Origin of the sequence: Leisingera sp. ANG1 (assembly GCF_000203975.2) — a bacterium.
In the GTDB taxonomy this organism is placed as follows: domain Bacteria; phylum Pseudomonadota; class Alphaproteobacteria; order Rhodobacterales; family Rhodobacteraceae; genus Leisingera.
This window is the reverse complement of sequence record NZ_AFCF02000006.1, coordinates 171,065-194,374: the sequence shown is the minus strand read 5'-3', so window position 1 is coordinate 194,374 and position 23,310 is coordinate 171,065. Positions and strand designations below refer to the sequence as shown.

The window sequence follows — 23,310 nt, the reverse complement described above, 5'->3', positions numbered from 1 at the left end:
CGGGACGCGGCCCTGCGCTGCCGGGCGAGAGGGCCAGGTCTCAGTCTTCCAGCGCGTTGATCATGTCGACGCGGGTGCCGTGGCGGCCGCCTTCGAATTCCGTGCCCAGGAAGGCATCGACGATTTCCAGCGCCAGCCCTTCACCAACCACGCGGGCGCCGATCGACAGCATGTTGGCATTGTTATGGGCACGGATCATCTTGGCTGAAAACGTGTCGGAGCAGACACCGCAGCGGATGCCCTTCACCTTGTTCGCCGCCATCATGATGCCCTGGCCGGTGCCGCACAGGACAATGCCCAGAGTGCAGTCGCCAGAGGCCACCAGCTGTGCCGCGGCGGCGCCGTGCTTGGGATAATGGGTGCTTTCCGGGGTTTGCGGGCCGATGTCCTCGACCTCCCAGCCCTGCGCTTCGATATGGGCGGCAACGGCCTTGCGCAGCTCGATGGCGGCGTGGTCGCTGGAAAGGGCAATGCGTTTGCTGGCAGTCATGGTCTGATGGTCCTGTGTCGCAACGGGGGTATGAGGCTTGGCCCCGTGTTGACCAAGGGACGGGCGCGGCGTCAATCCCTTTATCGCCGCAGGCCCGGACCAGAAGGGAGCGGAGGGCCCGCGGGAGGCCCTCCGACAGATCAGATTTCCACTTCGACCCGGCCAATCGGGTTGGAGCAGCAGGCCAGGATATACCCTGCCTCCACGTCCTCTTCCGAGATGCCGCCGTTGTGGACCATATGCACGTCGCCTGCGGTCTTCTTGACCTTGCAGGTGCCGCAAATGCCGAAGGTGCATCCCGACGGGATGTTGAGGCCCGACGCCTTGGCCACTGCCAGCACGGTGTCGGTCTCGGTGCAGGTTGCGGTGACGCCCGACGCTGCAAAAGTGATCTCGGCGGCAGCGGTTTCTGCCGGAACAACATCGTCCAGCTCCGGCGCATCTGCCTCTGTCTCCACCGGCGCGCCAAAGCTTTCCTGGTTGTAGTTCTCCATGTCGAAGCCCAGACCGTTCAGCATGTCGCGCACCGCCTGCATGAACGGCTCCGGCCCGCAGCAATAGACCTCGCGCTCCAGGTAGTCACCGGCGATCAGGCCCAGCATGATCTGGTTCAGCTGTCCGCGGTAGCCGGTCCAGACCTGATAGGGGTCGTCCTCCTCCACAACGAAGTGCAGCTTGATGCCCGGCACCCGCGCCGCCATGCCCTCAAGCTGGCGCCGCGCGATAATCTCGCTGGGGCGCTTGGCGCAGTTGATGAAACAGACGTCCGGCGATTGGCCGCGGTCGAACAGGTACTGGGTCATCGACAGGCTGGGTGTGATCCCGGAGCCCGCAGAGATGAACAGGAACTTGCCGTTCGGGCGCTTGGGCAGGGTGAACACGCCCGCCGGGCCGGAGGCCTTGAGGAACATACCCGGTTTCAGGCTGTCCAGCATCCAGCGGGTGCCGATGCTGTCTCCTTGCGCCTTCACCGTCACTGAGATCGACAAGGGCCGCGACGGCGAGGAGCTGATCGTATAGGTCCGCCAGACTGCCTCCCCCGGCACCGGCAGCTCCAGGGTCAGGAACTGGCCCGGCTGGTATTTGAACCACGCGCCCGAAGGCGCGCGGAAGCTGAAGGTGGCGGTGTTCGGCGCTTCCGGCACGACAGAGACGCATTCCAGCTTCTCGTCGTCCTTCCACGCCAGGGTTTCGTCCAGCGTCTCGAAGTTGGCCTGCAGTCCCATACGCTTACTCCGCCGCGATCAGGTGGCGGCCGGTCAGCGCGCGGGTCAGGTGGTCGGCGTACCAGTTGGAGAACTGGATGACGCCGCTCTCCTGCACTTCCGAATAGGGACCGGGCTCATAAGCGGGCGAGTTGATGCCGCGCTGGTTGTCCTCTACCACGATGCGGTCCTCGTCGTTGGTGGCAACCCAGACCTCGGTCAGCCGCTTCAGGTCATAGTCCTGACCTTCCACCGCGTCCTTGTGCACCAGCCACTTGGTGGTGACTTCGGTTTCGGTCGGGCTAATCGGGGTCACCCGGAACACGATGGAATGATCTGGCAGGAAGTGGTTCCAGGTGGTCGGGTAATGGAACTTCAGCAGCGTGCCCGCATCGGCAAACGGCACCCGGCCCAGCTGCTTGGCGACAGCTGCCTTGCCGTCCATGGTATAGCTCTCGGCACCCTCGTTCAGTGGCATCCGCGCCACCCGGTACTGGCCGCGCGCATCGATCTGGAACTGCGCCGGCACGCCCGCCGCTTCGATCCGGTCGAAATGCTTTTGCAGATGCGGCGGGGTCTCACCGCCCTCGACGCCGGTCACCGACGGATCTTCTGGGAAGGTCCGGCACAGCGACGGGTGGTTGCCGCCGCAGTGATAGCACTCGCGGTTGTTCTCCCAGACCAGCTTCCAGTTGCCGTTCTCGATGATCGAGCTTTCATAGGCGACCTTAGCGTTACCCAGGTCATGCGGCTCCAGATAGGGGCGCGCAACTGCGGCAAAAGCGTCGAAGTCCGGCGCCTCATCCGCCAGGCAGATGTAGATCAAGCCGGCCAGGTCACGGCAATGCACCGGCTTCAGCCCGTGTTTGGAGGCATCGAAGTCCGGCCCCATATCGCGCGCCCACAGCAGTGAGCCGTCCAGCTCGTAGGTCCACTGGTGGTAGGGGCAGACCAGCTTGGGCGAGTTGCCCTTCTTGGCCTTGCACACAACAGAACCGCGGTGGCGGCAGGCGTTGTGGAAGGCACGCACCTCGCCATCGGTGCCGCGCACGATGATGACGTTGTAGGCGCCGACCTGATGGGTCACGAAGTTGCCCGCCTTCGGGATCTCGCAGGCGGGAATGGCAAACAGCCATTCGCGGTAGAAGATCTGGCGCATGTCCAGATCCAGCACGCCCGGGTCGGTGTAAAACGCCTGCTCCAGGGAATAGTTTTTCTGACGGGCGACCAGTTTGGCCAGAATTTCGCTGTCGTGAAGCATCTGCTTCTCTCCTTTGCCGCATCCCCGCGGCAGGTTGGCTTGGCTGCGGGCATAGATAGAGAGATTGCAGGCCACGCGCCTGCAACCGCCCCGCCGCCGCCCGCGGTTGACGTTTTCGGGGCAAGGCTGGTTTCCGGACTGTCCCGGGGCCATTCGGCGGCGGGGCCTGGCACCTTCCCGAAGCCGTTGCTTCAGTGGTTATTGCCATGCCTTGCCCGGGGTCACCGTTGCGGGGGCAGTGCCGGAATTTCACCAGCTTCCCAATTCTCCACCCCTAGGGGCGGCACCTTGCTGAAGCGGAAAATGCCCGAATCCCGCGCCGCCGGCGGAGACAAATCCGACCCGCCAAAACCGGAAAAAGACATGCATGTTTGCCATGCCTGCAGGGACAGGGATGTCCAGAATCTCAAACCGGCATCCGCCAGCCCGTTTGCGGCAAGCGCTTATCTTTCATGCGGTTAGGCGCTGCCAGCCGCTGCAGATCGATTCGCAAACAGCGAATCTTGCGCTGGCCCCCTGGAACACGAATTGCACTTAATTATATTTCGTATAGTTAAATGATGCACAGGAGAATCCGATGACCACCGGCCACGTCTTCATCGCCACCAGCCTCGACGGCTTCGTGGCCCGGCAGGACCATTCGCTGGACTGGCTGCTCAAACAGCCCGACGCCGAAGATGACGATGGCGGTTTTGCCGCCTTCATGGACAGTGTCGACGGGCTGATCATGGGGACGGGCTCATTCCGCACCGTGCTGGGGTTCGGCCAATGGCCCTACACCAAACCGGTTGTGGTCCTCAGCAACAGCCTGAGTGAACAGGACATTCCCGAAGAGCTGAAGGACAAGGTGCGCCTCAGCACCGCCGCGCCCGCAGACCTCATGCAGGAACTGCAAGAACAGGGCTGGACCCGCGCCTATGTCGACGGCGGCCGGATGGTGCAGTCCTTCCTGCGCCAGGGGCTGATCGCCGATTTGACCATCACAACGGTTCCGATCCTGATCGGCAGCGGCATCCCCTTGTTCGGCAGCCTGGACCGGGACATCGACCTCCAGGTGGCAAGCTCCCGCATCCTGCCCACCGGCATGGTCCAGACCACGTTCCAGGTGGCCTGACCAATGCCCCCGCGCATGGGTCGCCCGCCCAGAGGAAGCCGCACCCTCAGCAAGGATGATGTGCTGCAGAAAGCCTTGGAGCTGCTTGACGAAGGTGGCAGCAAGGCCCTCACGTTCAAGGCACTGGCTGCGGCGCTTGGCGTCACCCCTATGGCCGTTGCCCATCACGCCGGAACCAGGGACGAGATGATCGCATCCCTCGTCGCCATTGCGTTTGAAGGTGCGGATGCACCGTCAGAAGCGGCAACGCCCAAATTGCGGCTGCGTGACCTGATGACCCGCTATTGCACCCAGGTGACCCGGCACCCGGAACTTGCGAAATGCATCCTGGAGGACCCGTCCCTGATCGGTCCTGCCCTGACCGGGCTGACCCGGCTGATCGAGGCGGAAATCACCGCCGCAGGCGTATCCGGCTCAGAGGCCCGCACCCTTCTCTGCCTGCTGGTGGATTACACACACGGCTTCGCCTTTGCCGCCGCCGCGGCACCACGCGGAGCGCTGTCACCTGACGGCTTCACCCCCGCGCTGGTCTGGGTGCTGGACCGGATCGAATAAACAAACGCGGGCCGCTTCAGGCCCGCGCATCCGTTTGTGTCTTTCAGAGCCGCCCATCCGGCGGCCCCTCCCGTCACTTCGATTTCCAGGTATCCAGCCAGCGCCGGAACCGGCCCTTGCGCTCAGCAATGGCATCGCCTGCCGCATAGAGGCTGTCCTCGGCGCTTTCGATCATCGGGTCGATCCGCGCCTGCCGGAACCGGCGCCAACGCACATATATGGCCCACAACAGCGCCGCGAGCAGCACCAGGAAGATGATCGAGAACCAGTTGGTTGGCTTGTCCTCCGGCCCCGCCACCGGCTTGATCGTCACCGCATTGGGGAAGATCGACAGGAACTCGTTGCGCCAGCCGTAATGCATCACCGCCACCCACTCCGGGTTCGCCTTGGTCGAGATGCTGTCATTGGCGTCTGTGTACAGGTTCGCGGTGTCGAACTTGAAATAGGGCGGCCAGTTCCAGCCGGTGTCCTCGTTGCGGTAGACCATATTGCGGCCGTTGGCGCGCACTGCCTGGATGAACTGCACATCGCGGTTGATCAGCTGCGCCGACTGGTCGTCGGGCTTGGACCAGAATACCCGCGTCCAGTCGTTCAGCTCCTGCCGTTCCTCGTAGGTGTTGACGATCCGCACCACGTCATACTGCGGCAGCGTGTAATGCAGAAAGGCGCCGAACAGCACCCAGAAGGTAATCAGGAAAGCCCATTTGATGAAACGCATGGGGGTGGACCTCACATGAAGTTAATGACGTAGATCAGGAGCGCCAGCGCCCCCAGCGGAATGATATAGACCAGAAGGATTAGCTTGCGCCGGAACGAGTTGTCGTATTGTTTCAGCCCCCGCTGGATGAAGGCCGCGCGGTCGCCGGTCAACCCCTTCTCTTTCCAGCGCCGCTTAAGCTTCAGCCGCCGCATCTCGCGCGAATAGAGCGACACTGCGGCATAGACCACGGTCAGCACCACCAAGAGGATCAGGATCAGGCGGATAAAGCCGAACATCTCAGCACGCCTCCTGAGCTTTTGCACGTAACATAGGTTCGCGCCCGTCCCGGGGTGGGCGCACTTCGCGCCCGCCCATGGGGGCGGGTCGGGCGCGAACCGGATCGCAAGCGATCCGGGAAGAATTAAGTTTCTCCAATAGGACCATCCTATCGCCCCCTCACCCGGTTCACCGCGCCCCAGGGGCCGACCCGGTCAACCACCGCCTTGCGCCGGTTCCGCGGCAGCTTGGGCATCCGCCCCTCCATGTCCGGCTCATGCCCGAACAGCGCGGCGCGCGCGCCGGCCTTGTCCACCGCATATTCCCGCGCCAGGAACTCCGCCGCATAGGCTTTCTTGGTCTCCGGCCAGCCGCGGTACCGGCGGTAGAACTCTTCCTTGTGGCAGATGAACATCTGGCGGAAATCATGCGGGCACAGCTCTGCCAGCAGCATGTTGACCAGATCGCGGCAGGGCGTGTCCGACGCCCTGAGGCTATAGAAATAGGCCGGATGGTCCGAGGTGATCTTTGGCCACTTGCCGCCGCCCTCGGCCCAGCGCACCAGCGCCGCCAGCCCCTCAAACTCTTCCGGCAGCTCCTCCGCATGCCGCGCTGCCAGCCGCCGCAGATCCGACCGTGACAGGCCGGTCAAATCCCTGCCCTTCTCTGTCAGAACGCTGACCGCCAGGAACCCCATCTTCTGCCGCAGGATCGCCGCGCCGTCGACGCCGCGGGCCCGGATCACCGGCTCGGCCAGCCCGTTCAGCTCCAGAAACTTGGCAATGGCATTGCGCTGGGTCAGGTCAAACACATGGCGCAACGGTACGCCTTCGGGCTTTGCCCCGCTGGCAATCACCGCCGGATGCTCCACGTCCTGAAACACATAGAGGCCGCCGAAATGCGCGGTCCAGAAGTTGCCCTGCTCAAAAACCTCATGCTCCAGATGCACCGGATTGCGGGTCACATCGCCGGTCTTCTCTGCGGTCGCAATCATCTCTCCGATCAGACCGTCATCAAACCAGGCATCCTCCCCGGTCTTGAACCGCTCCACCAGCTCCGCCAATTGGTCCGCATGGCGCAGCGTGCCGCGGGTGGTATCCGCCTCGATCCGCACCTGCCGGATGTCGAACAGCTTGGCCGGAGAGGACACCTCAAACACCGAATTCACCAGTTCGCCGGCCACCGCATCGGTCGCGGTCAGCGCAAACAGCTGGCGTTCATTGACCTCGATGAACCGGCGCAGAATGTCCCGGCTGGTGGAGAATTTCACGTGAAGCAGCGGGCAGCGCCTCTGCTCGGTCGACAGCAGAATGAACTGCCGGTTCACGCCTGCATGGTTCAGATAGTGATCATCCCCCAGCTCATCGCCGATTTCGGGCGAAAAGCCCGAGATATCGACGTGGAAATCCGTGAGGGCGGTGGTCTTGCCGGTCAGATGCTTCAGCGCGCGCCTATACCGCTCCACCAGCGCGGGCGAGGCCACATGGAAGAGATTGCCGAACATCAGACCATGCTGGATGAGGCGTTTCATGTTGCTTCACTTTCCAACCAGATGTTCATTTCAAGTAGCGCTCTCAAGTTTTCACTTAGTTGCGTCAAACCTAGAAAATCGAAGCGCAATTTCTGATCTGGGCCCAGATCATCATACAGGCCCATCACATCCTTTACGAACGCAAGACAGGCAATATAGGCATCCATTTTACCAGACTTCGAGAACGGCGTTTGAGAAGCAAAGTACCCATCTAGTGTTTCGTGACAGTGTTGAGAGGACGAAACTGCCTGTTTTATCGCTTCATCGACACTTTGAGGATCCTTCAAATTGAAAACGCTAGTTCCAAGATTCAGCATATGAGGACGCGTGGTGCTTGGAACCCATGGTTCGCCCCACTCCCTTTCATTTCCCACCAAGTCTGCAAGGGCTCTTAGCATTTGATCAAATTGATCCTTCGCGCGTTTTTCAGCTCTATCCTTCTGTTCAATTTCGTAGATAGAAGCCTGTTTCTCCAAGATGTTGACCTGCTTTTGGTGAGCTTCTCGTGTCAGCTTCAGCTCATCTCTTGTAGCTGACAGCTCTTTCCGTTGTTCTGCCAATTCCTGACTCTGCAACCATACGGTTACGATAATCCAGAGAAAGGCGAGAACACCGGCAACCCCAGCAAAGGTGTCGCCAATTTCATTCGGGGGCGAAGTGATAAGAGCATAGGCTCGAAGCTGCCATCCGCCATCGGCTGTGTGTTGTGGCAAGATAGCCAGAGCAGCGACGATTGCCAGAAAGGCTTTAGTAAGAGCTCTTCCCACTTCCATAGGCCGGTCGCTTTTCAAACCGGTTCGAATAGAACGCCAGTGGTTCGTAGCCCAGTCAATCAAACTAGGCCCTCCTGATTACTATGGAAAGCGTTCCCGCCCGAGACGCTTGCGGCTCGGGCAGCGCCCGTCCGCCCCCCTGGGCGGGCGCTCCACTTCCGCCCGCGGACAGGCTCTGCCCTCGTGTTGTGCGAGACAGTCATCATAGCCCCCTTTGAGAGTTTTGCCGGCGCAGCCTTGCGACAATCAAGGCAATCGAAAAAACAGCGGCTGTAAGCGGCATCAGAAAGGACATTGAGAGCCGCTCCATAAAGAAGGCCGCGCCAAGAATACCGGAAAGGGTGACTACGCCCTGCCCCATTTCGCCAACGTGGAAAGCTGCAACGATCAGATAAATCACCATTGGCACCAGAAGAACGGGAAGGAAGGTCACGGAGAGCGCCGACTTCAACGGCACCTCATTCTTCCCAAGCCTGTGTCCCATCACGATCCCGGCAATAACAGCGTAGATCGCAGTGAAGCCCGAAACCACAAGGGCAACATATCCAAAGACGATCCCCAACGGTCACTTCCCCTCCAGATACCGCCGCTTGGCCTCTTCCTGCCGCCCGAAGTCGCGCACCATGTTTTCAATCGCCACCTCATCCGACTTGTCGGCATAGCGGAACTCGCTGTCGGCGTAGCGGTTGATCTCCTGCACCACCATGTCGACCGTGATCGGAACCCGCAGCTCCGCAATCATCGCGGATTTGGTGTCGTAATCCTTGAACAGGAACAGCTCCGGGTTCTCCATCCATTCATCCGGCAGCTCGAAATCCATCGCCCGCACCTTGACCGCATCGGTGATGTTCTTGATGGCTCGGCCGGTGAACCGCTCATCCGCGGCTTGGATCGCCTTGAGGTACGTCCCCAGCTTGGCCAAATCATCTAGTTCCCCGATCTGGTCGTGCACCCGGCCAAAGACCTCCATCAGCCCCGGCTCCTGCGGGCGGTTGTGCGCCTCAAACGAGCGCGCGACCGCCTTCTTGATCTCCTGCGCGCCATAGAGGTCGTGCTCTCCCAGCGGGATCGCATGGTTCTTGCCCATCAAGAGCGTCAGGATGTCGATGTAATCCTCCCGCGTCTGCGGCCCGTCCACCAGGAACCGCGCCCCGGCCCGCTGGCGCAGGGCATCGTCCACATTCTCCGGGTAGTTGGAGAACATGCCGAAGGTGCAGTTGCCGCGCACCACGGTGTTGGCGCCGGCAAAGGCCTCCATGAACACCGCCGTCACCTCCTGCTGGCCCGCGCTGGACTGCCGGTCGCCGCGCTTGCCCGCGATTTGGTCGATGTCGTCGATGGTGCCAAAGCCGATCACGCCCGGGTCGATCACGTTCTGGATGAACGACTTGGCGTTCTGCCCCGACTTGCCCTGATAGCTGTCGATATTGTCGATGCCGAAGTTCTGGTAGCGGAAGGCGTAGCCCGCATTCTGGCAATAATCATGGATCAGCCCCGCCATCATCTGAATGAGGGTGGTCTTACCCGTCCCCGGCTTGCCGTCACCCATGAAGGTGAAGATGAAGCCGCCCATCTCGGCAAACGGGTTCAGGCGGCGGTCGAAGTCATAGGCCATCAGCATCTTGGACAGCCTCAAGGCCTGGTACTTGGCGATATGGTTGCCAACCACCTCATGCGGCTTCTTGAACGCCATGGTGAGCGTTGTGGACTTCGCCTTCGCCGCCGGTTCGAAACTGCTGATGGTCAGGTCATCCGCCTCGACCCGCCAGGCCGCAGCAGTGAACGCCTCCAGCCGCGGCGCAGTCTGGGCGCGCAAGGCCGCCTTTTCCATCAGCTGCTCGGCATAACCCGCCGCAGCCGCAATCAGATGCGCATCATCGGGCGCGTGCAGCGCCAGCTTCTGGTCCAGCTCCCACAGCGCCCCGTGCAGCGCCAGCGGTGCGTTGTCGGTCAGCAGCTCCTCCACCTCGCCCACCTCGGCCTGCGCCTCGGACCCGTGCGGCGCCAGCAGATAGGCCGCGGCATTGGCAAACACATGCGCCGCAATTAGCGCCTCGGCGGCCAGAAGTTCGGTGAACTCCCCCTTGCGCGCCGCATCCAGGGACCCGGCCAGATTGGCCCGCTTCAGATCCGCCAGTCCGGACACATCCGCATAAGCCTCCCCCATCGCCAAGGAGACCGCCAAGGCGCGGCGCAAGGCATGCTGCAGGGTCGCCTGCAAGGGCGAGGTCAGAGGATCATCCTCATCCGCCGCCTCGATGCGGGCAATCAGATGCACGCCTTCGGGCCGCGCAGTGGAGCGTGTGACCAGCCCGGGCGTGGTGGAGCGGAAGCGGCGGGTGCGGGCAATCCCGGGCGAACGTTCCGGCGCCTTGCCCTCCACAGCAGGCTTGGCAATGCGCGGGGTGTGGTCAAACCCCTCCAGCATCGCCGCCGCAGCCGCGTAATGCTTGCGGATATCCTCTTCCCGCAGCTCCATCTGATTGCCTGAAATGCTCATCTCTCTCTCCTTCAGAGGCCCGCGACCAACTGATAAATTTCAATTTCTTCTATCCGGCCTGCTTCTTCGCGGTAGCACACCCAACGATTGCCACCTCCCCAAAAGCCGTAAACCAGTGACTTCCGCATGCAATGCGGCAGTGGCACGGGCCGATGCGGAGTAGACCTGAAAGCCGGGCCGCTTTCTTTGAACCCGCGCCATCCGAGATCGCGCTGCAAGTCCTCAACGGTGCTCCCAACAGGATAGCGGCTCAAAGTCTCCGCTTTGAACGCATTCAGATCCTGAGCCAGGTACCCGCTGCAACCTCCCGTCAAAGCTATCAGCATCAATACTCCCGCAATCCGCATTGGCCCTCCAACTTAAACAATCTTCATCTGGCTAAAAATATCCCCGTCCCGCTGCCCGGCAGGCGGCTTTGCCGCCGAGAGGGGAGGCTCCCGCCGCACGCCAGCCGCTCAATACCGCAGCACCTGCCCGGCATTGCTCACCACGAACTTCTGCACATCGCCGAACCCGGGCGGGTCCAGCTCTGCCAGCACCTGGAACGGGCGCTGCGGCAGGATAATGGCGCGCTGGGTCCGGGTTGCCCCGGTATCAGCGCCGCGCCCGCCAAAGGGGTCGAGCGCAAAGATCTCCCGCTCCACGGTGCCGAACCAGCCTGCGCGCTCCTCGCGCACGTCTTCGCTTTCCAGCTCCTCCAGCGTCCAGGCCAGCGCCCAGTCCTGGCCCGCGGGCGCCTCCGCCTCCTCCAGCACCCGGTGCAGCGGGCCGGACTGCTCTGTATAGGCAGAGGAATACATCGGCCCCACATGGTAGCGGCGCAGATGCTTGGGGTGGAGGTCGTCGAAATCCTCGTCAAACCCCTTGGCAATCGTCACCAGCTTGAGCCCCGCCAGCGCCTGCGCCATCAGATGCGCCTGCACTTCGGGCCAGCGCCGCTCGTCCTTGGGAAGCGCCACCTTGCCGCTGTCCTCCAGCTCCATCAGGTAGATCACCGGCAGGTTCACCTGGCTGTCATAGGCCGCCCAATGCAGCAGGAAGCGCCGCCGCCTCTCGCCGATGTTTTCCAGCCATTCGCAGACCGGATCGTTCTGGGTCCAGAACAGCTGCCCCTTCAACAGTTCCTGATAATAATGCCGCTGCGACAGGGCGAATTGCAGTTTCGAGGGCACCGTGCGGTCCGAGATGATGGTGCGCACCATATCGTCCTTCAACTGCGCCTCACTCGCCATATTGGCCAGATGCCGCTCCGCCTGCTGGGCGTCGTTGGCCATGGTCATGAGTTCCGCGGCAACCGGAAAGCCGCTGTCGCGTTTGTCCATCGCCAGGCTGCCGAAGAACCGCCCGGTATCGCGCCCGGCCATCAGGTATTTCATGCTGAGCGCGCGGAAGGTGAAATTCAGCCGCATCAGGTAAGCGGTCAGCACCTTCACATCGGACTTCGAAAGCCGCCCCTCCGCCTGCATCGCCGCCGCCACCCGGGTCAGATGCCGGATGATGGTCTCAAACTTCTTGAAATACCGGCGCGAGGCGAAGGTATCGCTGAGGCCCGCGTGGTCCTTGCAAGGATCAGTCATTTTAGTTGCCCCAGTCCAAGTCGCGCTCAAGCCAACTATCCAATTGCGCCGCTTTCAGACCCACCCAGGGCCACCAGTACCCGACAAACCTCATGCCCCTCGGAACCACTGACAAGGCGATCAACGCAAACATCACAAAGTGAAAAACCGCAACTCCCAGCCAAATTAGTAGTGAAACCTTCAACACGCTGCCAGCCACTATCACTGGCATTGACAAAAAGCCCATCAGGATCAAGCGAAACGAAATTCGGAACCACCGGGGCTTAAAACCAGGCTCAAGCTCCTTCAGGCTTTTGATCTTAATAGGCTGGTGTTGTTGCTCGAAAAAGCGAAACATCACCCACCATACAGGTTCTTGTCGTGCTTCTCGACAATCGCGGCAAACCGGCGGGCAAAGCGTTCATCCGCCTTGGCCTTCTTCTCCAGCACGTCGCGGGCAAACACCATGTTGCCTTCATGCGCTTCCAGCATGTCGGCCATCTTCTGGTTGGTCGCGGTGCCGATCGCCGCCATTGCGGTCTGGGCTTCCTTGTCGGTCTGCACGCCGATCTCGTTGATCCGGTGCGCCACATCCTGCTGCTGCGCGGTCTTCAGCGATTTGGTCAGCGCATCATACAGCACCACCCGCTGCTGCGTGTCCGTCTGCAGCTTGTTGATCAGCACCATCTGCGTCGCCGCCTGGTTCTGCAGGCTGTCGACCCAGGTTTTGCCCTTCTCGATATAGCGCTCCAGCGTCTGGGACTTGGCAAGCTTCACCTGCTCCTCCTGCACCAGCGCGTTGTATTTGGCGTTGATGTCGGCCAGTTCGGTCTCCAGCTTGGTGCGTGCCGCCGCGTCTTGCTCGACCGCGATCTTGTTCTCCAGCTCGATGATCTGCGGGTCCAGCGCCACGATCTGGGCGCGCACGCCCTCCAGCTCCTGCACCGTGAACTCGCGGTCGTCCAGGGTTGCGGACAGATTGGTCTGCACCTTCTCGCGCTGTTCTTCCAGGGTGGCCAGCTGGCCTTCCAGCAGCTTCACGATCACATCCGACTTGGCAATCAGGTCCTGCAGCTTGTCGTCGATATTTGCCGTGCGCATCCGCTCCTGGCGCATCGAGTCCGACTTGCCGCGGCTGAAGAAGCCGACAAAGCTCTCCCAGCCGGTCTTGTTGCGCATCTCGTCAAAATCCTTGGAAAACGCCGCCGTCACATCATCGAGCCCCATGATCAGCTCGGCAATATTGGCGTTCATCACCTCGGTATGCGCATGCACGTCTTCCAGGGTGGCGTTTTCGATGTCGATGCTGGCGTCCTCACCGGCCTCGATCTTGCTGCGCGCCGCTTCGATACGCGAGGTCAGCGCCTCGATCCTGGACTGCGACTCGCGCACCTTGTCCTGGCTGTCCGCCACCATTTTCTCAAATTGGGACACACTCATCGCATCCGCTCCTTCCCTGTCAAATACCTGATCCTGATATGGGGATGTAAAAGAATTTTACATCCCCTGAGGCGGCGCAATTCCACCCGTTTCAAATGCACTGTTGCAGACAGGCCGCACAAAGAAAAGCCCCGGAGGATCCCCCCGGGGCTGCATTGCGGAAACTGGCTGTTTCACATTGTCTGCTGCTTGCCCAGCACCAGGAATGTCATCATCCCGAAGGGCGGAATGCTTTCCTGCACCTCGACCTGCAGCCGGTCCTCCTGCAGCACCGTTTCCAGCGCAAAGTCCGAATGCCAGCCGATCACATTGGCCAGGGGGGCTGACAGCTTCTCCAGCGAGGCCCGCACCCCTTTGCCGCTCTTGAAATGGTTGGTGATCACGACCTTGCCGCCTGGTTTCAGAACCCGCGCAATCTCATGCATCACCTTGTCCGGGTCCGGCACCACCGACAGCACATGCATCGCCGCCACCGTGTCAAACGAGTTGTCCGGGAAATCCAGCTGCCGGGCATCCATCTGCCGCAGCGCCTCCACCTGTTTCAGCCCCAGCTCCTGCACCTTTCCTTGGGCCTTCTTCAGCATGTCATGGCTGAAATCGATCCCCGTCACCTGCAGATGCGGTGCGTAATGCTGCAGCGACAGCCCGGTACCGACCCCGACCTCCAGCACACTGCCCTCGCGGGAATTGATGTAGCGGGTCGCCCTGCGGCGGCCAGAGCGCGTCACCGCGCCAAATGTCCTGTCATACACCGGCGCCCAGCGCGCGTATGACTCCTCAACTGCTTTGATATCCAATTCGTCCCTCCCCGGACGTCTTGGGCTAGTCTTTTGGCTTGGAAACCAGCCCCCAAATCACCATCGCAACGTAGCCAAGGCATAGCACAACCAGCACGGTCCATGCATAGGTCAGTAATGCCGCAGCCATGAAGGCAAAGCCCACAAGCAGGTACTTAACATTCTCACGTGAAATTTTAACTGCTTTCGGCGACCAGGTCGGAATGTGGCTGATCATTGCCAGCCCCACCAGCACCATGGTGAGACAGATCAGCAGCTCATGCAGCACCGGTTCGCGGCTGCCATAGGCAAAGGAGGCAAACATCGGCAGCAGCGCCAGCAGCGCTCCGGCAGGCGAAGGGATGCCCTCAAAGTACCCCTTGCGCAGCTTCGGCGCGTCTTCCTCCGACTTGGCAGACACATTGAACCGCGCCAGCCGCACCACACAGCAGACCGAGAACACCAGCACTGAAATCCAGCCGATCCCGCGCATGTCCTGCAGCGCCCAGAAATAGATCACCAGTGGCGTCGCCACGCCGAAGTTCAGGAAGTCAGCCAGCGAATCCAGCTCCGCTCCCATCTTGCTGACGCTGCGCAGCGCCCGTGCCAGCCGCCCGTCCAGCCCGTCCAGCACCGCCGCCAGCAGGATCAGCATCACCGCCAGCCCGTAATTGCCGTAAACCGCAGACCGGATCGCCGACAGGCCCGCACAGATGGCACCGATGGTCATCAGGTTCGGCATCAGCTGGATCAGCGCAAATTCCGATTTCTTCTTTTCCGGGGCGTCATACATGGCGGTGGCTCTTTCTTCCTCGCGGCGGCATGCAACCGTGCTGCAGCAAGAGGGTATCATATCGGCGGGCTATTCGGCGGGCGATGCCGTGGCGCACATATGCCCCAAGACCCGCCCCGGCGCAACGTCCGTGCCCCCCTTGCCGGAACAGCTCTCGCCCGGCCGGCAGATCTGCGGACCAGCCCCTCCGGCAGCCTTGGCACCGGTCTTCTCAGAAGTGCCGGCAGAAACGTCCCGCAGCACGTGCCTTTCCTTCATCATTTATTAGATAGGCATGAGGGATAAGCAGGTCAGTGGCATTTGCAATAAATGAGGACAAAATTTGCCTGGAAGTCATTCGCCTGCCCCTTCGCAAAAACACCAGAACCAGCCTGCACAGGACGCAGAATCCCTCTTACAATCCGCAAAATCTGAACCCCTGACCGACGGCGGCATCCGGACTTCGCAGCTCTTATCAGAGGCTCTCAGGATTGACCCCGGCCACCACGAGGCGCAGATCTTGCAGGAACGGCTGCATCAGACATTTGTGCCCCGCTGGCACTTCCCGATGCTGTCGGACACCGCCCGCAACAAGGCCTATGCCAAGGCCATCGCAGCCAAGGTGAAGCCCGGCGACGTGGTTCTGGACATCGGCTGCGGCGCTGGTTTGACCGCCATGCTGGCGGCACGTGCGGGCGCGAAACATGTCTACACGTGCGAACAGCAGCCCCTGATCGCCCAGGCTGCGAAGCAGGTCATCGCGGACAACGGTCTCAGCAGCCGCATCACCGTCATCCCGAAATGGTCGCACGACATCGTGGTCGGTGAAGACATTCCAGAGCAGGCAGATGTCGTGATCTCGGAAATCGTCGATACGGTTCTGCTTGGCGAAGGTGCGCTTGCAACTCTCACCCACGCCATGGCCGCACTTGCCAAGCCGGATGCCCGCGCGATCCCCGAACGCGGAACGCTCATGGCGCAGCCGGTCGAAAGCGATGGGCTTCTGAACCTCTGGCGCCCGCATGAGGCAGAAGGTTTCGACCTCAGCGCCTTTCACAATTTTGCCCGCGTGGCGCAGCTCACACCGAACGACTTTGAGGCCTGCAGCCTGCGGCCCCTTGGCCCGGCAACAGATCTGTTTGAATTCGACTTCACCCGGCCAAACATCAATCCGGCGCACGCTGCAAAAGACCTCGCCTGTTCCGAAACGGGCCGCATCCACGCGGTGCTTGTCAGCTTCAAAATGGACCTGGCCCCGGGGGTGCAAGTGGCAAACGGGCTGAAATCCGGCGGCCATTGGGGCCGCACCGCCTTTCTGCTCGACCAACCGGAAACGGCCAAGGCCGGGGACCGCCTGAGCGTAACCGCGCAGCACGACGCGTCTCAGCTGAGCCTGTCGGTGCGGGAACTCTTGCAAGCTGAGGAACAACCTGCTGCTGCGCTGTGGATGACCCAAGGTTGGAACGGGCACCGCCAGCTGCTGGCCGCCAGCGGTCCGTCGGTTCCGCAGACCCCGGTTTTCCCGCCGTCAGAGGCCGCGCGCACCCAGTCTCTGGGGCAAGCGCATTACTAGGATCAAGTCCGCCTGACGCCCTCCCCGGTGCACAGGCGGTGCACAGGGGGTGCACGCATGGCACCCCCTGCATTTTTTGTGTTCGCGCGCCTCAGCCGACGACGTTGAACTCCGGCCCATAGGGGTATTTGGTGATGTTCTCGTTGCCATCCTCGTGGATGATCAGGATGTCATGCTCACGGTAGCCGCCGGCACCCGGCTGACCATCGGCGATGGTCAGCATCGGCTCCATCGAGATCACCATGCCCGGCTCCAGCACCGTGTCGATGTCCTCGCGCAGTTCCAGCCCCGCCTCGCGGCCATAGTAGTGCGACAGAACGCCGAACGAGTGGCCATAGCCGAAGGTCCGGTACTGCAGCAGATCCTGCTCTTCGAAGAAGGCGTTGATCTTATGGGTGATTTCCGCGCAGCTCGCGCCCGGCTTCAGCAGCGAGATACCCAGCTCATGGGCCGCCACATTGGCCTCCCAGATGCGCAGGGAGTCGGCATCCACTTCCTTCACGAACATAGTCCGCTCCAGCGCGGTGTAATACCCTGAAATCATGGGGAAAGTATTCAGGGACAGGATGTCGCCGCGCTGCAGGGTGCGGCCCGTTACCGGGTTGTGGGCGCCATCGGTGTTGATGCCCGACTGAAACCAGACCCAGGTGTCGCGGTACTCCGCATCCGGAAACCGCTTGGCAATCTCCAGCTCCATCGCATCGCGGCCCGCCATCGCCACATCAATCTCCCGCGCGCCTTCCTTGACCGCGTCGCGGATCGCAAAGCCGCCCACATCGGCAACGGCGGCACCGGCCCGGATCATGTCCAGTTCAGCGGCGGATTTGCCCATCCGCTGGCGCATGGTCGGTTCATACAGGTCAACCAGCTGCGAGGGCTTCAGGAACCCCTCCAGCTTGGCCTTCTGCAGCAGCGTCAGGTGATCGCTCTCATAGCCGACCACCGCGCCCTCGCCCGATACCGACTTGATTGCACGCCAGAAATTGTCGCGCTGCCAGTCGGTGTAGGTGATGTTGTCGCAGAAAGAGCGGCGCCAGGGCTGGCCCGCGTCGATGCCGGCCGAGATGGTCACGGCTTCGCTTGCGGTCACCACCAGGCCGTAAGGGCGGCCAAAGGCGCAGTAGGTGAAGCCCGAGTAGTAGGAGATGTTGTGCATCGAGGTGAAGACAGCAGCGCTCACCCCTGTTTCAGCCATGATTTTGCGCAGGCCCGCGATCCGCGCCTCGTACTCGGAGACAGCAAATTGCAGCGGCGCCTTCTCACCATTGTGAAAACGGTACATTTCAGGACGTGCAGTCATATCAGACCCTTCCTTCTTACAAGAAAGGTCCCGGCGTTCAGGACAGTTTTGGAATGCGGGGGCTGGCATGTATTCCATGCGGCGACGCCATCGCCTGGCCCTTGAGCCGGAAGATGCGGCGGAAAGGGGATTCTGGCAAGAACTATTTTCGCCCTGTTCAGAGAGGGCGTTTCTGCCCCCTCCAAGCCCTCAATTCACGATCAGCGCCACCAGATCGCTGTCCGGGTCGGCCAGCGGGTCGATCACGTTGAAATGATGCTTGCCAAAGGCAATCACATGATCCGCACCCCAGGCTTCCACCAGCCAGACCGCCTGATCCAAAAACGCCGGGCGTTCCTCGCCGCCGACCCAGACGGTGACCTCTGCCTCATAGCGGTCTTGCATCTCCACCGGGCTTTCTGCCACCGCAGCAGCCGAATCCATCTTGAACTTCTGGTTCATCGTGGTGCGCAGCAAGGGCAGCAGATCCGACAGCGGCGAGATTGGGATCACTGTTTTGATCCGCGCGCCCACATCCGCCGGCAGCAGCGCTTTGTCCAGCATCCGCGCCACAAGGTGACCACCCGCCGAATGGCCCGCCAGTGCAATTGGTCCATCAACTTCGGCCGCAGCTTTCTTGACGGCAGCCGTGACCTGCCGGGTAATATCGGCAATCCGCACCTCCGGGCACAGGTCGTAGGACGGCATCGCCACCGCCCAGCCATGTGCCAGCGCGCCGCGCGCCAGATGCGACCAGGAACTTTTATCGAAAGCCAGCCAATAGCCGCCGTGGACAAAAACAAACAGTCCCTTGGCGGTGCCTTCAGGCAGGAACAGGTCAAAGGTCTGCCGCTCCCCCTCGCCATAAGGAATGTTCAGCCGGGCGCGCTCATGCAGGCTGTTGCGGAAATCCTCCGCCGAGGCCGCCCAGCGCGGCGGGTACTTGTCGGCATTCTCGATATAGGCCCCGTTGGCATAGGCATCATCCAATTCCATGCCCAATCTCCCCTGTTCTTATTCTTTGCGGCTACCAGACAGTCTGGCACAGCACATGTCAAATTGCTTGGCTCAAAATCTTTGCCCGGAATTTGATCAAATTCTGGACTCATCAATCCTTCTGGACATATCAAGGCACAACTGCTTTGCATTCCGCAACAGAACACCCGGGAGGCCCGCCATGCTTGACGCAACCACTGACCTGAAATCCCTTCTCAAAGACCCCAGCCTGCTGGAAACCCGCGCTTATATCGGCGGCCAGTTTACCGACGGCGAAGGCACCTTTGACGTATCCAACCCGGCCCGTGGCGACGTGATCGCCCAGGTCGCTGACACGAGCCGCGCCCAGGTGGCAGGTGCCATCGCGCAGGCCGATGCCGCGCAAAAGGACTGGGCCAAGTGGACCGGCAAGGAGCGCGCCAATGTGATGCGCAAGTGGTTCGAGCTGATGATGGAAAACCAGGAGGATCTGGCAGTGATCCTGACCGCCGAGATGGGCAAGCCGCTGGCGGAATCCCGCGGCGAGATCGCCTATGGCGCATCTTTCATCGAGTTCTTCGCGGAAGAGGCCAAGCGGATCTACGGCGAGACCATCCCCGGCCACCAGCGCGACAAGCGCATCACCGTGCTGAAGCAGCCGATTGGTGTTGCCGCCTCGATCACTCCCTGGAACTTCCCCAACGCGATGATCACCCGCAAGGCAGGCCCGGCGCTGGCCGCCGGCTGTTCCTTTGTCGCCCGTCCCGCCGCGGAAACCCCGCTGTCGGCGATTGTGCTGGCAGTTCTGGCCGACCGGGCCGGCATTCCGGCGGGCGTGTTCAGCGTTGTGCCGTCGTCGCGCGCTTCCGACATCGGCAAGGAGTTCTGCGAGAACGACGCGGTGCGCAAGCTGACCTTCACCGGCTCCACCGAGGTCGGCCGCATCCTGCTGCGCCAGGCAGCAGACACGGTGATGAAATGCTCGATGGAGCTGGGCGGCAACGCGCCGTTCATCGTGTTTGACGACGCCGATCTGGACGCCGCCGTCGAAGGCGCCATCATGTGCAAGTTCCGCAACAACGGCCAGACCTGCGTCTGCGCCAACCGGATCTATGTGCAGTCAGGCGTTTACGATGCCTTTGCGGAGAAGCTGAAAGCCGCGGTCGAGAAAATGAACGTCGGCGACGGTCTCAAGGACGGCATCCACTTCGGCCCGCTGATCAACAAGGAAGCGGTCGAGAAGGTGCAGGAGCATATCGCCGATGCTACCTCCAAGGGCGGCGAAGTGATCCTGGGCGGCAACCCGTCGGAACTGGGCGGCAGCTTCTTCCAGCCGACCATCGTCAAGGGCGCAACCCAGGAGATGGCCTTTGCCACCGACGAGACCTTTGGCCCGCTGGCCCCGCTGTTCAAGTTCGAGGACGAGGATGAGGTGATCGCTATGGCCAATGACACCATCTTTGGCCTTGCGTCCTATTTCTACGCCAAGGACCTCTCCCGCGTATACAAGGTGGCCGAGGCACTGGAATACGGGATCGTCGGGGTCAACACCGGCATCATCTCCACCGAGGTGGCCCCATTCGGCGGCGTCAAGCAGTCCGGCCTGGGCCGCGAAGGCAGCCACCACGGCATCGAAGATTACCTGGAGATGAAATACATCTGCATGGCGGTCTGAACCGCCCTGCGGATATGCGCAGCCGGATGATCAGTGCCGGGTCAGCGTCCCGGCCACCCGGCTGATGGCACTGGCCCAGGCAAACTCGGTCTCCGGGTCCAGTTCCGCCCCCAGAACATCGCGCAAAGCGGCGATCAGCGCCCGCTTTGCCGCCTCCGCCTCCCGCGGGCCAAGGTCCAGATGGGCGTGTTCCTGCGCCAGCTGCACGCCGATGTCCTCCAGCGTGCGCGGGTCATCCAAATTGCGCACACAGGACGTGATCATCGCCGTCAGCATCGTTTTCTGCTTCACGAAATTGCCGCGGAACATCCCCCGCGCCTCCGGCAGTCGGGTGAAGAGATGCACATAGAACCGTTCTGCCAGATCCGCCTTGCGGGCAAATATGCCTGCGAAGCTCTGCTGAACATGCTGTATCTCTTGTGGTCCCATATGGTTCACCCTGACCGCGTATTGACAGCACCGGCGGGCGGTCGGACACCGGCGCAACAACCATTCACCACCTCAGTGTGGCGCCAAAATCCTAACATCTGATTGCGCCGCACAACCCTGGGCTGTCCCCGCGGGGACAGCCCGGCAAAACAAAAAAGCCCCCTGGCAAAGCCAGGGGGCGTCTTGTGCGCGAACCGGGAACCGAAGGATCAGTTGACCGCTTTGGCCTCGATCTCCGGTCGGTTCGGGCGGGAGGAGGAGATTTCGATCCGGCGCGGTTTCAGCGCCTCCGGCACCTCGCGGTGCAGATCGATATGCAGCATGCCGTTTTCATGGCTGGCGCCGGTCACGTGGACGTGGTCGGCCAGGGTGAAACGGCGTTCGAAGGCCCGGGTGGCAATACCGCGGTGCAGGAAGGTGCGGCCGTCGCCGTCCTCTGCTTTCTTCGCGGACACGACCAGCGCGTTTTCCTTCACTTCGACGTTCAGGTCTTCGTCAGAGAAACCGGCAACAGCGATTGAGATGCGGTAGCTGTCAGCATCGGTCTTCTCGATGTTGTAGGGCGGGTAGCTGGACTGTGCGGCGTCGGCGCTCAGGGCGCGGTCCATCAGGCTGGCGATCTGGTCAAAACCGATGGTGGCACGGTGCAGCGGTGCAAAATCAAAAGTACGCATTTTCCATCCTCATTCATGAGCGATTTCAGGATGCCTTCCCCGCGGGGACAGGCTGATTTTTCTCCGGGCCCCAATCAGCGGCTGCCCGGACAATCCTGAGATAGGAAGCGGAAATTGCGGCTTCAAGAGGTCTGTCAGTCGCCCACGCTGACAAATTTTGCACCACCTGCGGAAGCACCGCTGCCCACCCGGACCCGCTTGATCCGCCGGTCAGGTGCTGCCACCGGATTGCGGCGCAGCTGCGCCTTCAGCTCTGCCACCCGCTGGGGTAGCTTCATACCGAATGCGATCTTCTTGCCCTGATAACTGCCACCGCCCGAAACCAGCGCCAGGATGCGTCCACGGCCGCCAACCTGTGAGAACACCGGCGCCCCGGAAGAGCCGAAGGTGACATTGCAATCGATCATCAGCACGTCCCCATGCTCCCCCAACAGGTTGCATTCACGCTGGCGCGACAGCGCCTCAGCCCGGCCCATGCCGTAAGAGGTTACCGAAATGTTAACGCCGTAATCCTGGCCAGAATGCAGCGCAAAGGCATCTGCCTGACCGCTGAGGACCGGCTCCGCCAACCGGATCAGCGCCACGTCGCGGCGGATATTTTCCATATTCAGACGGCTGCGCGGGTTGTAGCCGGGGTGGGCTGCGATCTGCAGCGCCTGGCGTTCGGCAATTGCTACCCCGTCGCGCAGGCCTGCACGGAACACGATCTGCTCTGCCGGGCGCAACTCGCCCTTTCTGTTATAGACGCAATGGGCTGCTGTCAGAACCAGCTCCGGGGCAATCAATGTACCGGTGCAGAAGCCCTGCCCGTTCAGCTCCAGCCGGCCCACGGCCTCCCAGCCGAACAGATCATCGCGGTCGGTCAGCCGCCGCAGGCCAGTTTCCTGAGCCGCCGCACCGCCGGCATAGGCCAGAACCGCAGCCGCCAGTATCAGCGCCCGCCGGATCATTGCTTGATGAACTTTGCACCGGAGGAGCTGGCGCGCTCCCCCGCCTTTACCCGGCCCACGCCAGGGGGCAGCTGGCCGCCAGTCGCAACTGCTGTCAGTTGCGCCTGCAGCAGAGTCAGTTCTTCGGCCAGGGCAGATCCCAGCGACACCTGCTTGCCGCTCACCTCTGCCTTGGCAGAAACCACCGAGACGATGCGCGGCACGCCACCGTCAAAGGAAAACACCGGCGCACCGGAGGAGCCGAAATCCACGTCACAAGACATTACCAGCACCCCCTGCTGCCGCGCCATCACCACGCAGACCTCTTGCAGGGACGGCGCCTCGGAGCGGTCATGGGCATAAGAGACGACACCGATCTTGGCTCCTTTGCGCGGGCGCGCTTCGGTTTCAAACGGCGTGACCTTGGTATTGCGGATCGGGCGCTGCAATTGCAGCAGAGCGATGTCATTGCGCACCCGGCCGGTCGAAAGCTCCCCGTCATAGACATATGAGGGATGCTGCACTGCCCGGCGCACAGAGCGGTAGGCAGAGGCGCGGCCGTTGCGCCAGCCGGCCAGGAATTCGATGGTGGCGGGGTCGATCGGCGCCTTGGTGCGGCTGTCATAGAGGCAATGCGCGGCCGTCAGCACCAGGTCAGGAGCAATCAGCGCACCGGTGCAGAACCCCTCGCCATTGACGTCGAGCCGCCCGACAGCTTCCCACTTGCGGCCCGCATCCAGGGTATCCATCCGCTGTAGTCTGCTGTCCTGCGCCATCGCCGCGGCTGGCAGCAGCAGCGCCGCAACCGCAAGAATCCACTGCCTCAC

Annotated in this window: 24 protein-coding genes and 1 riboswitch; of the genes, 4 read left to right on the top strand and 20 right to left on the bottom strand. The window is 61.8% G+C overall.

Going from position 1 to position 23,310, the window contains the following annotated elements; translation table 11 throughout:
- Positions 1–40: 40 nt before the first annotated feature.
- The 3 genes from rpiB to GC1_RS10385 all read right to left on the bottom strand — a co-directional run bounded on the left by rpiB (position 41) and on the right by GC1_RS10385 (position 2,956).
- A complete protein-coding gene (gene rpiB / locus GC1_RS10395; protein ID WP_019297322.1) occupies positions 41–490 on the bottom strand; it encodes a ribose 5-phosphate isomerase B in 450 nt (149 codons plus the stop codon).
- Between the two features lie 140 nt (positions 491–630).
- Complete coding sequence (locus GC1_RS10390) at positions 631–1,716, bottom strand: hybrid-cluster NAD(P)-dependent oxidoreductase (RefSeq protein ID WP_019297323.1); 1,086 nt, start codon at positions 1,714–1,716, stop codon at positions 631–633.
- A 4-nt stretch (positions 1,717–1,720) separates the two neighbouring features.
- On the bottom strand, positions 1,721–2,956 hold the full coding sequence (locus tag GC1_RS10385) for an aromatic ring-hydroxylating oxygenase subunit alpha (protein ID WP_029204927.1): 1,236 nt from the start codon (positions 2,954–2,956) through the stop codon (positions 1,721–1,723).
- A 107-nt stretch (positions 2,957–3,063) separates the two neighbouring features.
- Positions 3,064–3,262: riboswitch (cobalamin riboswitch) on the bottom strand.
- A 271-nt stretch (positions 3,263–3,533) separates the two neighbouring features.
- On the opposite strand from GC1_RS10385, the gene GC1_RS10380 reads away from it, so the two are divergent.
- Together GC1_RS10380 and GC1_RS10375 are read left to right on the top strand one after the other, a co-directional pair.
- A complete protein-coding gene (locus GC1_RS10380; RefSeq protein WP_019297326.1) occupies positions 3,534–4,070 on the top strand; it encodes a dihydrofolate reductase family protein in 537 nt (178 codons plus the stop codon).
- Positions 4,071–4,073: 3 nt separating this feature from the next.
- The gene (locus GC1_RS10375) at positions 4,074–4,625 is read left to right on the top strand and encodes a TetR/AcrR family transcriptional regulator (RefSeq protein WP_082020130.1); all 552 of its coding nucleotides are present in this window, start codon (positions 4,074–4,076) and stop codon (positions 4,623–4,625) included.
- A gap of 73 nt (positions 4,626–4,698) precedes the next feature.
- Here GC1_RS10375 and GC1_RS10370 read toward each other — a convergent pair whose 3' ends face one another.
- The 11 genes from GC1_RS10370 to pssA all read right to left on the bottom strand — a co-directional run bounded on the left by GC1_RS10370 (position 4,699) and on the right by pssA (position 14,970).
- Positions 4,699–5,343: a DUF1523 family protein gene (locus tag GC1_RS10370; RefSeq protein ID WP_019297328.1), complete on the bottom strand. Its 645-nt coding sequence runs from the start codon at positions 5,341–5,343 to the stop codon at positions 4,699–4,701.
- Positions 5,344–5,354: 11 nt separating this feature from the next.
- Complete coding sequence (locus GC1_RS10365) at positions 5,355–5,621, bottom strand: hypothetical protein (RefSeq protein ID WP_019297329.1); 267 nt, start codon at positions 5,619–5,621, stop codon at positions 5,355–5,357.
- Positions 5,622–5,770: 149 nt separating this feature from the next.
- Positions 5,771–7,132: a DUF6638 family protein gene (locus tag GC1_RS10360; protein ID WP_019297330.1), complete on the bottom strand. Its 1,362-nt coding sequence runs from the start codon at positions 7,130–7,132 to the stop codon at positions 5,771–5,773.
- Positions 7,129–7,968 (bottom strand): hypothetical protein, encoded by an 840-nt coding sequence (locus GC1_RS10355; RefSeq protein WP_152610545.1) that lies wholly within the window; start codon positions 7,966–7,968, stop codon positions 7,129–7,131. Before GC1_RS10355 ends, GC1_RS10360 begins: the two co-directional genes overlap by 4 nt.
- A gap of 139 nt (positions 7,969–8,107) precedes the next feature.
- On the bottom strand, positions 8,108–8,467 hold the full coding sequence (locus GC1_RS10350; protein ID WP_019297332.1) for a hypothetical protein: 360 nt from the start codon (positions 8,465–8,467) through the stop codon (positions 8,108–8,110).
- Between the two features lie 3 nt (positions 8,468–8,470).
- Positions 8,471–10,405, bottom strand: a complete 1,935-nt coding sequence (locus tag GC1_RS10345) for an AAA family ATPase (protein ID WP_019297333.1) — start codon at positions 10,403–10,405, stop codon at positions 8,471–8,473.
- A 455-nt stretch (positions 10,406–10,860) separates the two neighbouring features.
- Positions 10,861–11,982: a hypothetical protein gene (locus tag GC1_RS10335; RefSeq protein ID WP_019297335.1), complete on the bottom strand. Its 1,122-nt coding sequence runs from the start codon at positions 11,980–11,982 to the stop codon at positions 10,861–10,863.
- A 1-nt stretch (position 11,983) separates the two neighbouring features.
- Positions 11,984–12,319 (bottom strand): hypothetical protein, encoded by a 336-nt coding sequence (locus GC1_RS10330; protein WP_019297336.1) that lies wholly within the window; start codon positions 12,317–12,319, stop codon positions 11,984–11,986.
- Positions 12,319–13,401 (bottom strand): hypothetical protein, encoded by a 1,083-nt coding sequence (locus tag GC1_RS10325; protein WP_019297337.1) that lies wholly within the window; start codon positions 13,399–13,401, stop codon positions 12,319–12,321. Before GC1_RS10325 ends, GC1_RS10330 begins: the two co-directional genes overlap by 1 nt.
- Positions 13,402–13,574: 173 nt before the next feature.
- Positions 13,575–14,198: a class I SAM-dependent methyltransferase gene (locus GC1_RS10320; protein ID WP_019297338.1), complete on the bottom strand. Its 624-nt coding sequence runs from the start codon at positions 14,196–14,198 to the stop codon at positions 13,575–13,577.
- A 25-nt stretch (positions 14,199–14,223) separates the two neighbouring features.
- Positions 14,224–14,970 (bottom strand): CDP-diacylglycerol--serine O-phosphatidyltransferase, encoded by a 747-nt coding sequence (pssA, locus tag GC1_RS10315; protein ID WP_019297339.1) that lies wholly within the window; start codon positions 14,968–14,970, stop codon positions 14,224–14,226.
- Positions 14,971–15,292: 322 nt separating this feature from the next.
- On the opposite strand from pssA, the gene GC1_RS10310 reads away from it, so the two are divergent.
- On the top strand, positions 15,293–16,522 hold the full coding sequence (locus GC1_RS10310) for a 50S ribosomal protein L11 methyltransferase (RefSeq protein ID WP_019297340.1): 1,230 nt from the start codon (positions 15,293–15,295) through the stop codon (positions 16,520–16,522).
- Positions 16,523–16,613: 91 nt separating this feature from the next.
- On the opposite strand, the gene GC1_RS10305 is transcribed toward GC1_RS10310, so the two are convergent.
- The gene (locus tag GC1_RS10305; RefSeq protein ID WP_019297341.1) at positions 16,614–17,822 is read right to left on the bottom strand and encodes an aminopeptidase P family protein; all 1,209 of its coding nucleotides are present in this window, start codon (positions 17,820–17,822) and stop codon (positions 16,614–16,616) included.
- 189 nt (positions 17,823–18,011) lie between these two features.
- Positions 18,012–18,797, bottom strand: a complete 786-nt coding sequence (locus GC1_RS10300) for an alpha/beta hydrolase (protein ID WP_019297342.1) — start codon at positions 18,795–18,797, stop codon at positions 18,012–18,014.
- Between the two features lie 181 nt (positions 18,798–18,978).
- Between GC1_RS10300 and GC1_RS10295 the strand changes: the two genes are divergently transcribed.
- Entirely contained in the window at positions 18,979–20,451 is a 1,473-nt protein-coding gene (locus GC1_RS10295) for an NAD-dependent succinate-semialdehyde dehydrogenase (RefSeq protein ID WP_019297343.1), read from the top strand.
- 30 nt (positions 20,452–20,481) lie between these two features.
- On the opposite strand, the gene GC1_RS10290 is transcribed toward GC1_RS10295, so the two are convergent.
- The 4 genes from GC1_RS10290 to GC1_RS10275 all read right to left on the bottom strand — a co-directional run bounded on the left by GC1_RS10290 (position 20,482) and on the right by GC1_RS10275 (position 23,259).
- Positions 20,482–20,880, bottom strand: a complete 399-nt coding sequence (locus GC1_RS10290) for a globin domain-containing protein (RefSeq protein ID WP_019297344.1) — start codon at positions 20,878–20,880, stop codon at positions 20,482–20,484.
- Positions 20,881–21,089: 209 nt separating this feature from the next.
- Positions 21,090–21,554, bottom strand: a complete 465-nt coding sequence (locus GC1_RS10285; RefSeq protein WP_019297345.1) for an Hsp20 family protein — start codon at positions 21,552–21,554, stop codon at positions 21,090–21,092.
- Positions 21,555–21,688: 134 nt separating this feature from the next.
- Entirely contained in the window at positions 21,689–22,504 is an 816-nt protein-coding gene (locus GC1_RS10280; protein WP_019297346.1) for a trypsin-like serine peptidase, read from the bottom strand.
- Positions 22,501–23,259, bottom strand: a complete 759-nt coding sequence (locus tag GC1_RS10275; RefSeq protein ID WP_082020132.1) for a trypsin-like serine peptidase — start codon at positions 23,257–23,259, stop codon at positions 22,501–22,503. The genes GC1_RS10280 and GC1_RS10275 overlap by 4 nt, the downstream gene beginning before the upstream one ends.
- Positions 23,260–23,310 lie beyond the last annotated feature (51 nt).

Coding starts and splice junctions, on each gene's coding strand:
- rpiB (WP_019297322.1), bottom strand. CDS start 490: ATGACTGCCAGCAAACGCATTGCCCTTTCCAGCGACCACGCCGCCATC.
- GC1_RS10390 (WP_019297323.1), bottom strand. CDS start 1,716: ATGGGACTGCAGGCCAACTTCGAGACGCTGGACGAAACCCTGGCGTGG.
- GC1_RS10385 (WP_029204927.1), bottom strand. CDS start 2,956: ATGCTTCACGACAGCGAAATTCTGGCCAAACTGGTCGCCCGTCAGAAA.
- GC1_RS10380 (WP_019297326.1), top strand. CDS start 3,534: ATGACCACCGGCCACGTCTTCATCGCCACCAGCCTCGACGGCTTCGTG.
- GC1_RS10375 (WP_082020130.1), top strand. CDS start 4,074: ATGCCCCCGCGCATGGGTCGCCCGCCCAGAGGAAGCCGCACCCTCAGC.
- GC1_RS10370 (WP_019297328.1), bottom strand. CDS start 5,343: ATGCGTTTCATCAAATGGGCTTTCCTGATTACCTTCTGGGTGCTGTTC.
- GC1_RS10365 (WP_019297329.1), bottom strand. CDS start 5,621: ATGTTCGGCTTTATCCGCCTGATCCTGATCCTCTTGGTGGTGCTGACC.
- GC1_RS10360 (WP_019297330.1), bottom strand. CDS start 7,132: ATGAAACGCCTCATCCAGCATGGTCTGATGTTCGGCAATCTCTTCCAT.
- GC1_RS10345 (WP_019297333.1), bottom strand. CDS start 10,405: ATGAGCATTTCAGGCAATCAGATGGAGCTGCGGGAAGAGGATATCCGC.
- GC1_RS10335 (WP_019297335.1), bottom strand. CDS start 11,982: ATGACTGATCCTTGCAAGGACCACGCGGGCCTCAGCGATACCTTCGCC.
- GC1_RS10330 (WP_019297336.1), bottom strand. CDS start 12,319: ATGTTTCGCTTTTTCGAGCAACAACACCAGCCTATTAAGATCAAAAGC.
- GC1_RS10325 (WP_019297337.1), bottom strand. CDS start 13,401: ATGAGTGTGTCCCAATTTGAGAAAATGGTGGCGGACAGCCAGGACAAG.
- pssA (WP_019297339.1), bottom strand. CDS start 14,970: ATGTATGACGCCCCGGAAAAGAAGAAATCGGAATTTGCGCTGATCCAG.
- GC1_RS10305 (WP_019297341.1), bottom strand. CDS start 17,822: ATGACTGCACGTCCTGAAATGTACCGTTTTCACAATGGTGAGAAGGCG.
- GC1_RS10300 (WP_019297342.1), bottom strand. CDS start 18,797: ATGGAATTGGATGATGCCTATGCCAACGGGGCCTATATCGAGAATGCC.
- GC1_RS10295 (WP_019297343.1), top strand. CDS start 18,979: ATGCTTGACGCAACCACTGACCTGAAATCCCTTCTCAAAGACCCCAGC.
- GC1_RS10290 (WP_019297344.1), bottom strand. CDS start 20,880: ATGGGACCACAAGAGATACAGCATGTTCAGCAGAGCTTCGCAGGCATA.
- GC1_RS10285 (WP_019297345.1), bottom strand. CDS start 21,554: ATGCGTACTTTTGATTTTGCACCGCTGCACCGTGCCACCATCGGTTTT.
- GC1_RS10280 (WP_019297346.1), bottom strand. CDS start 22,504: ATGATCCGGCGGGCGCTGATACTGGCGGCTGCGGTTCTGGCCTATGCC.
- GC1_RS10275 (WP_082020132.1), bottom strand. CDS start 23,259: ATGGCGCAGGACAGCAGACTACAGCGGATGGATACCCTGGATGCGGGC.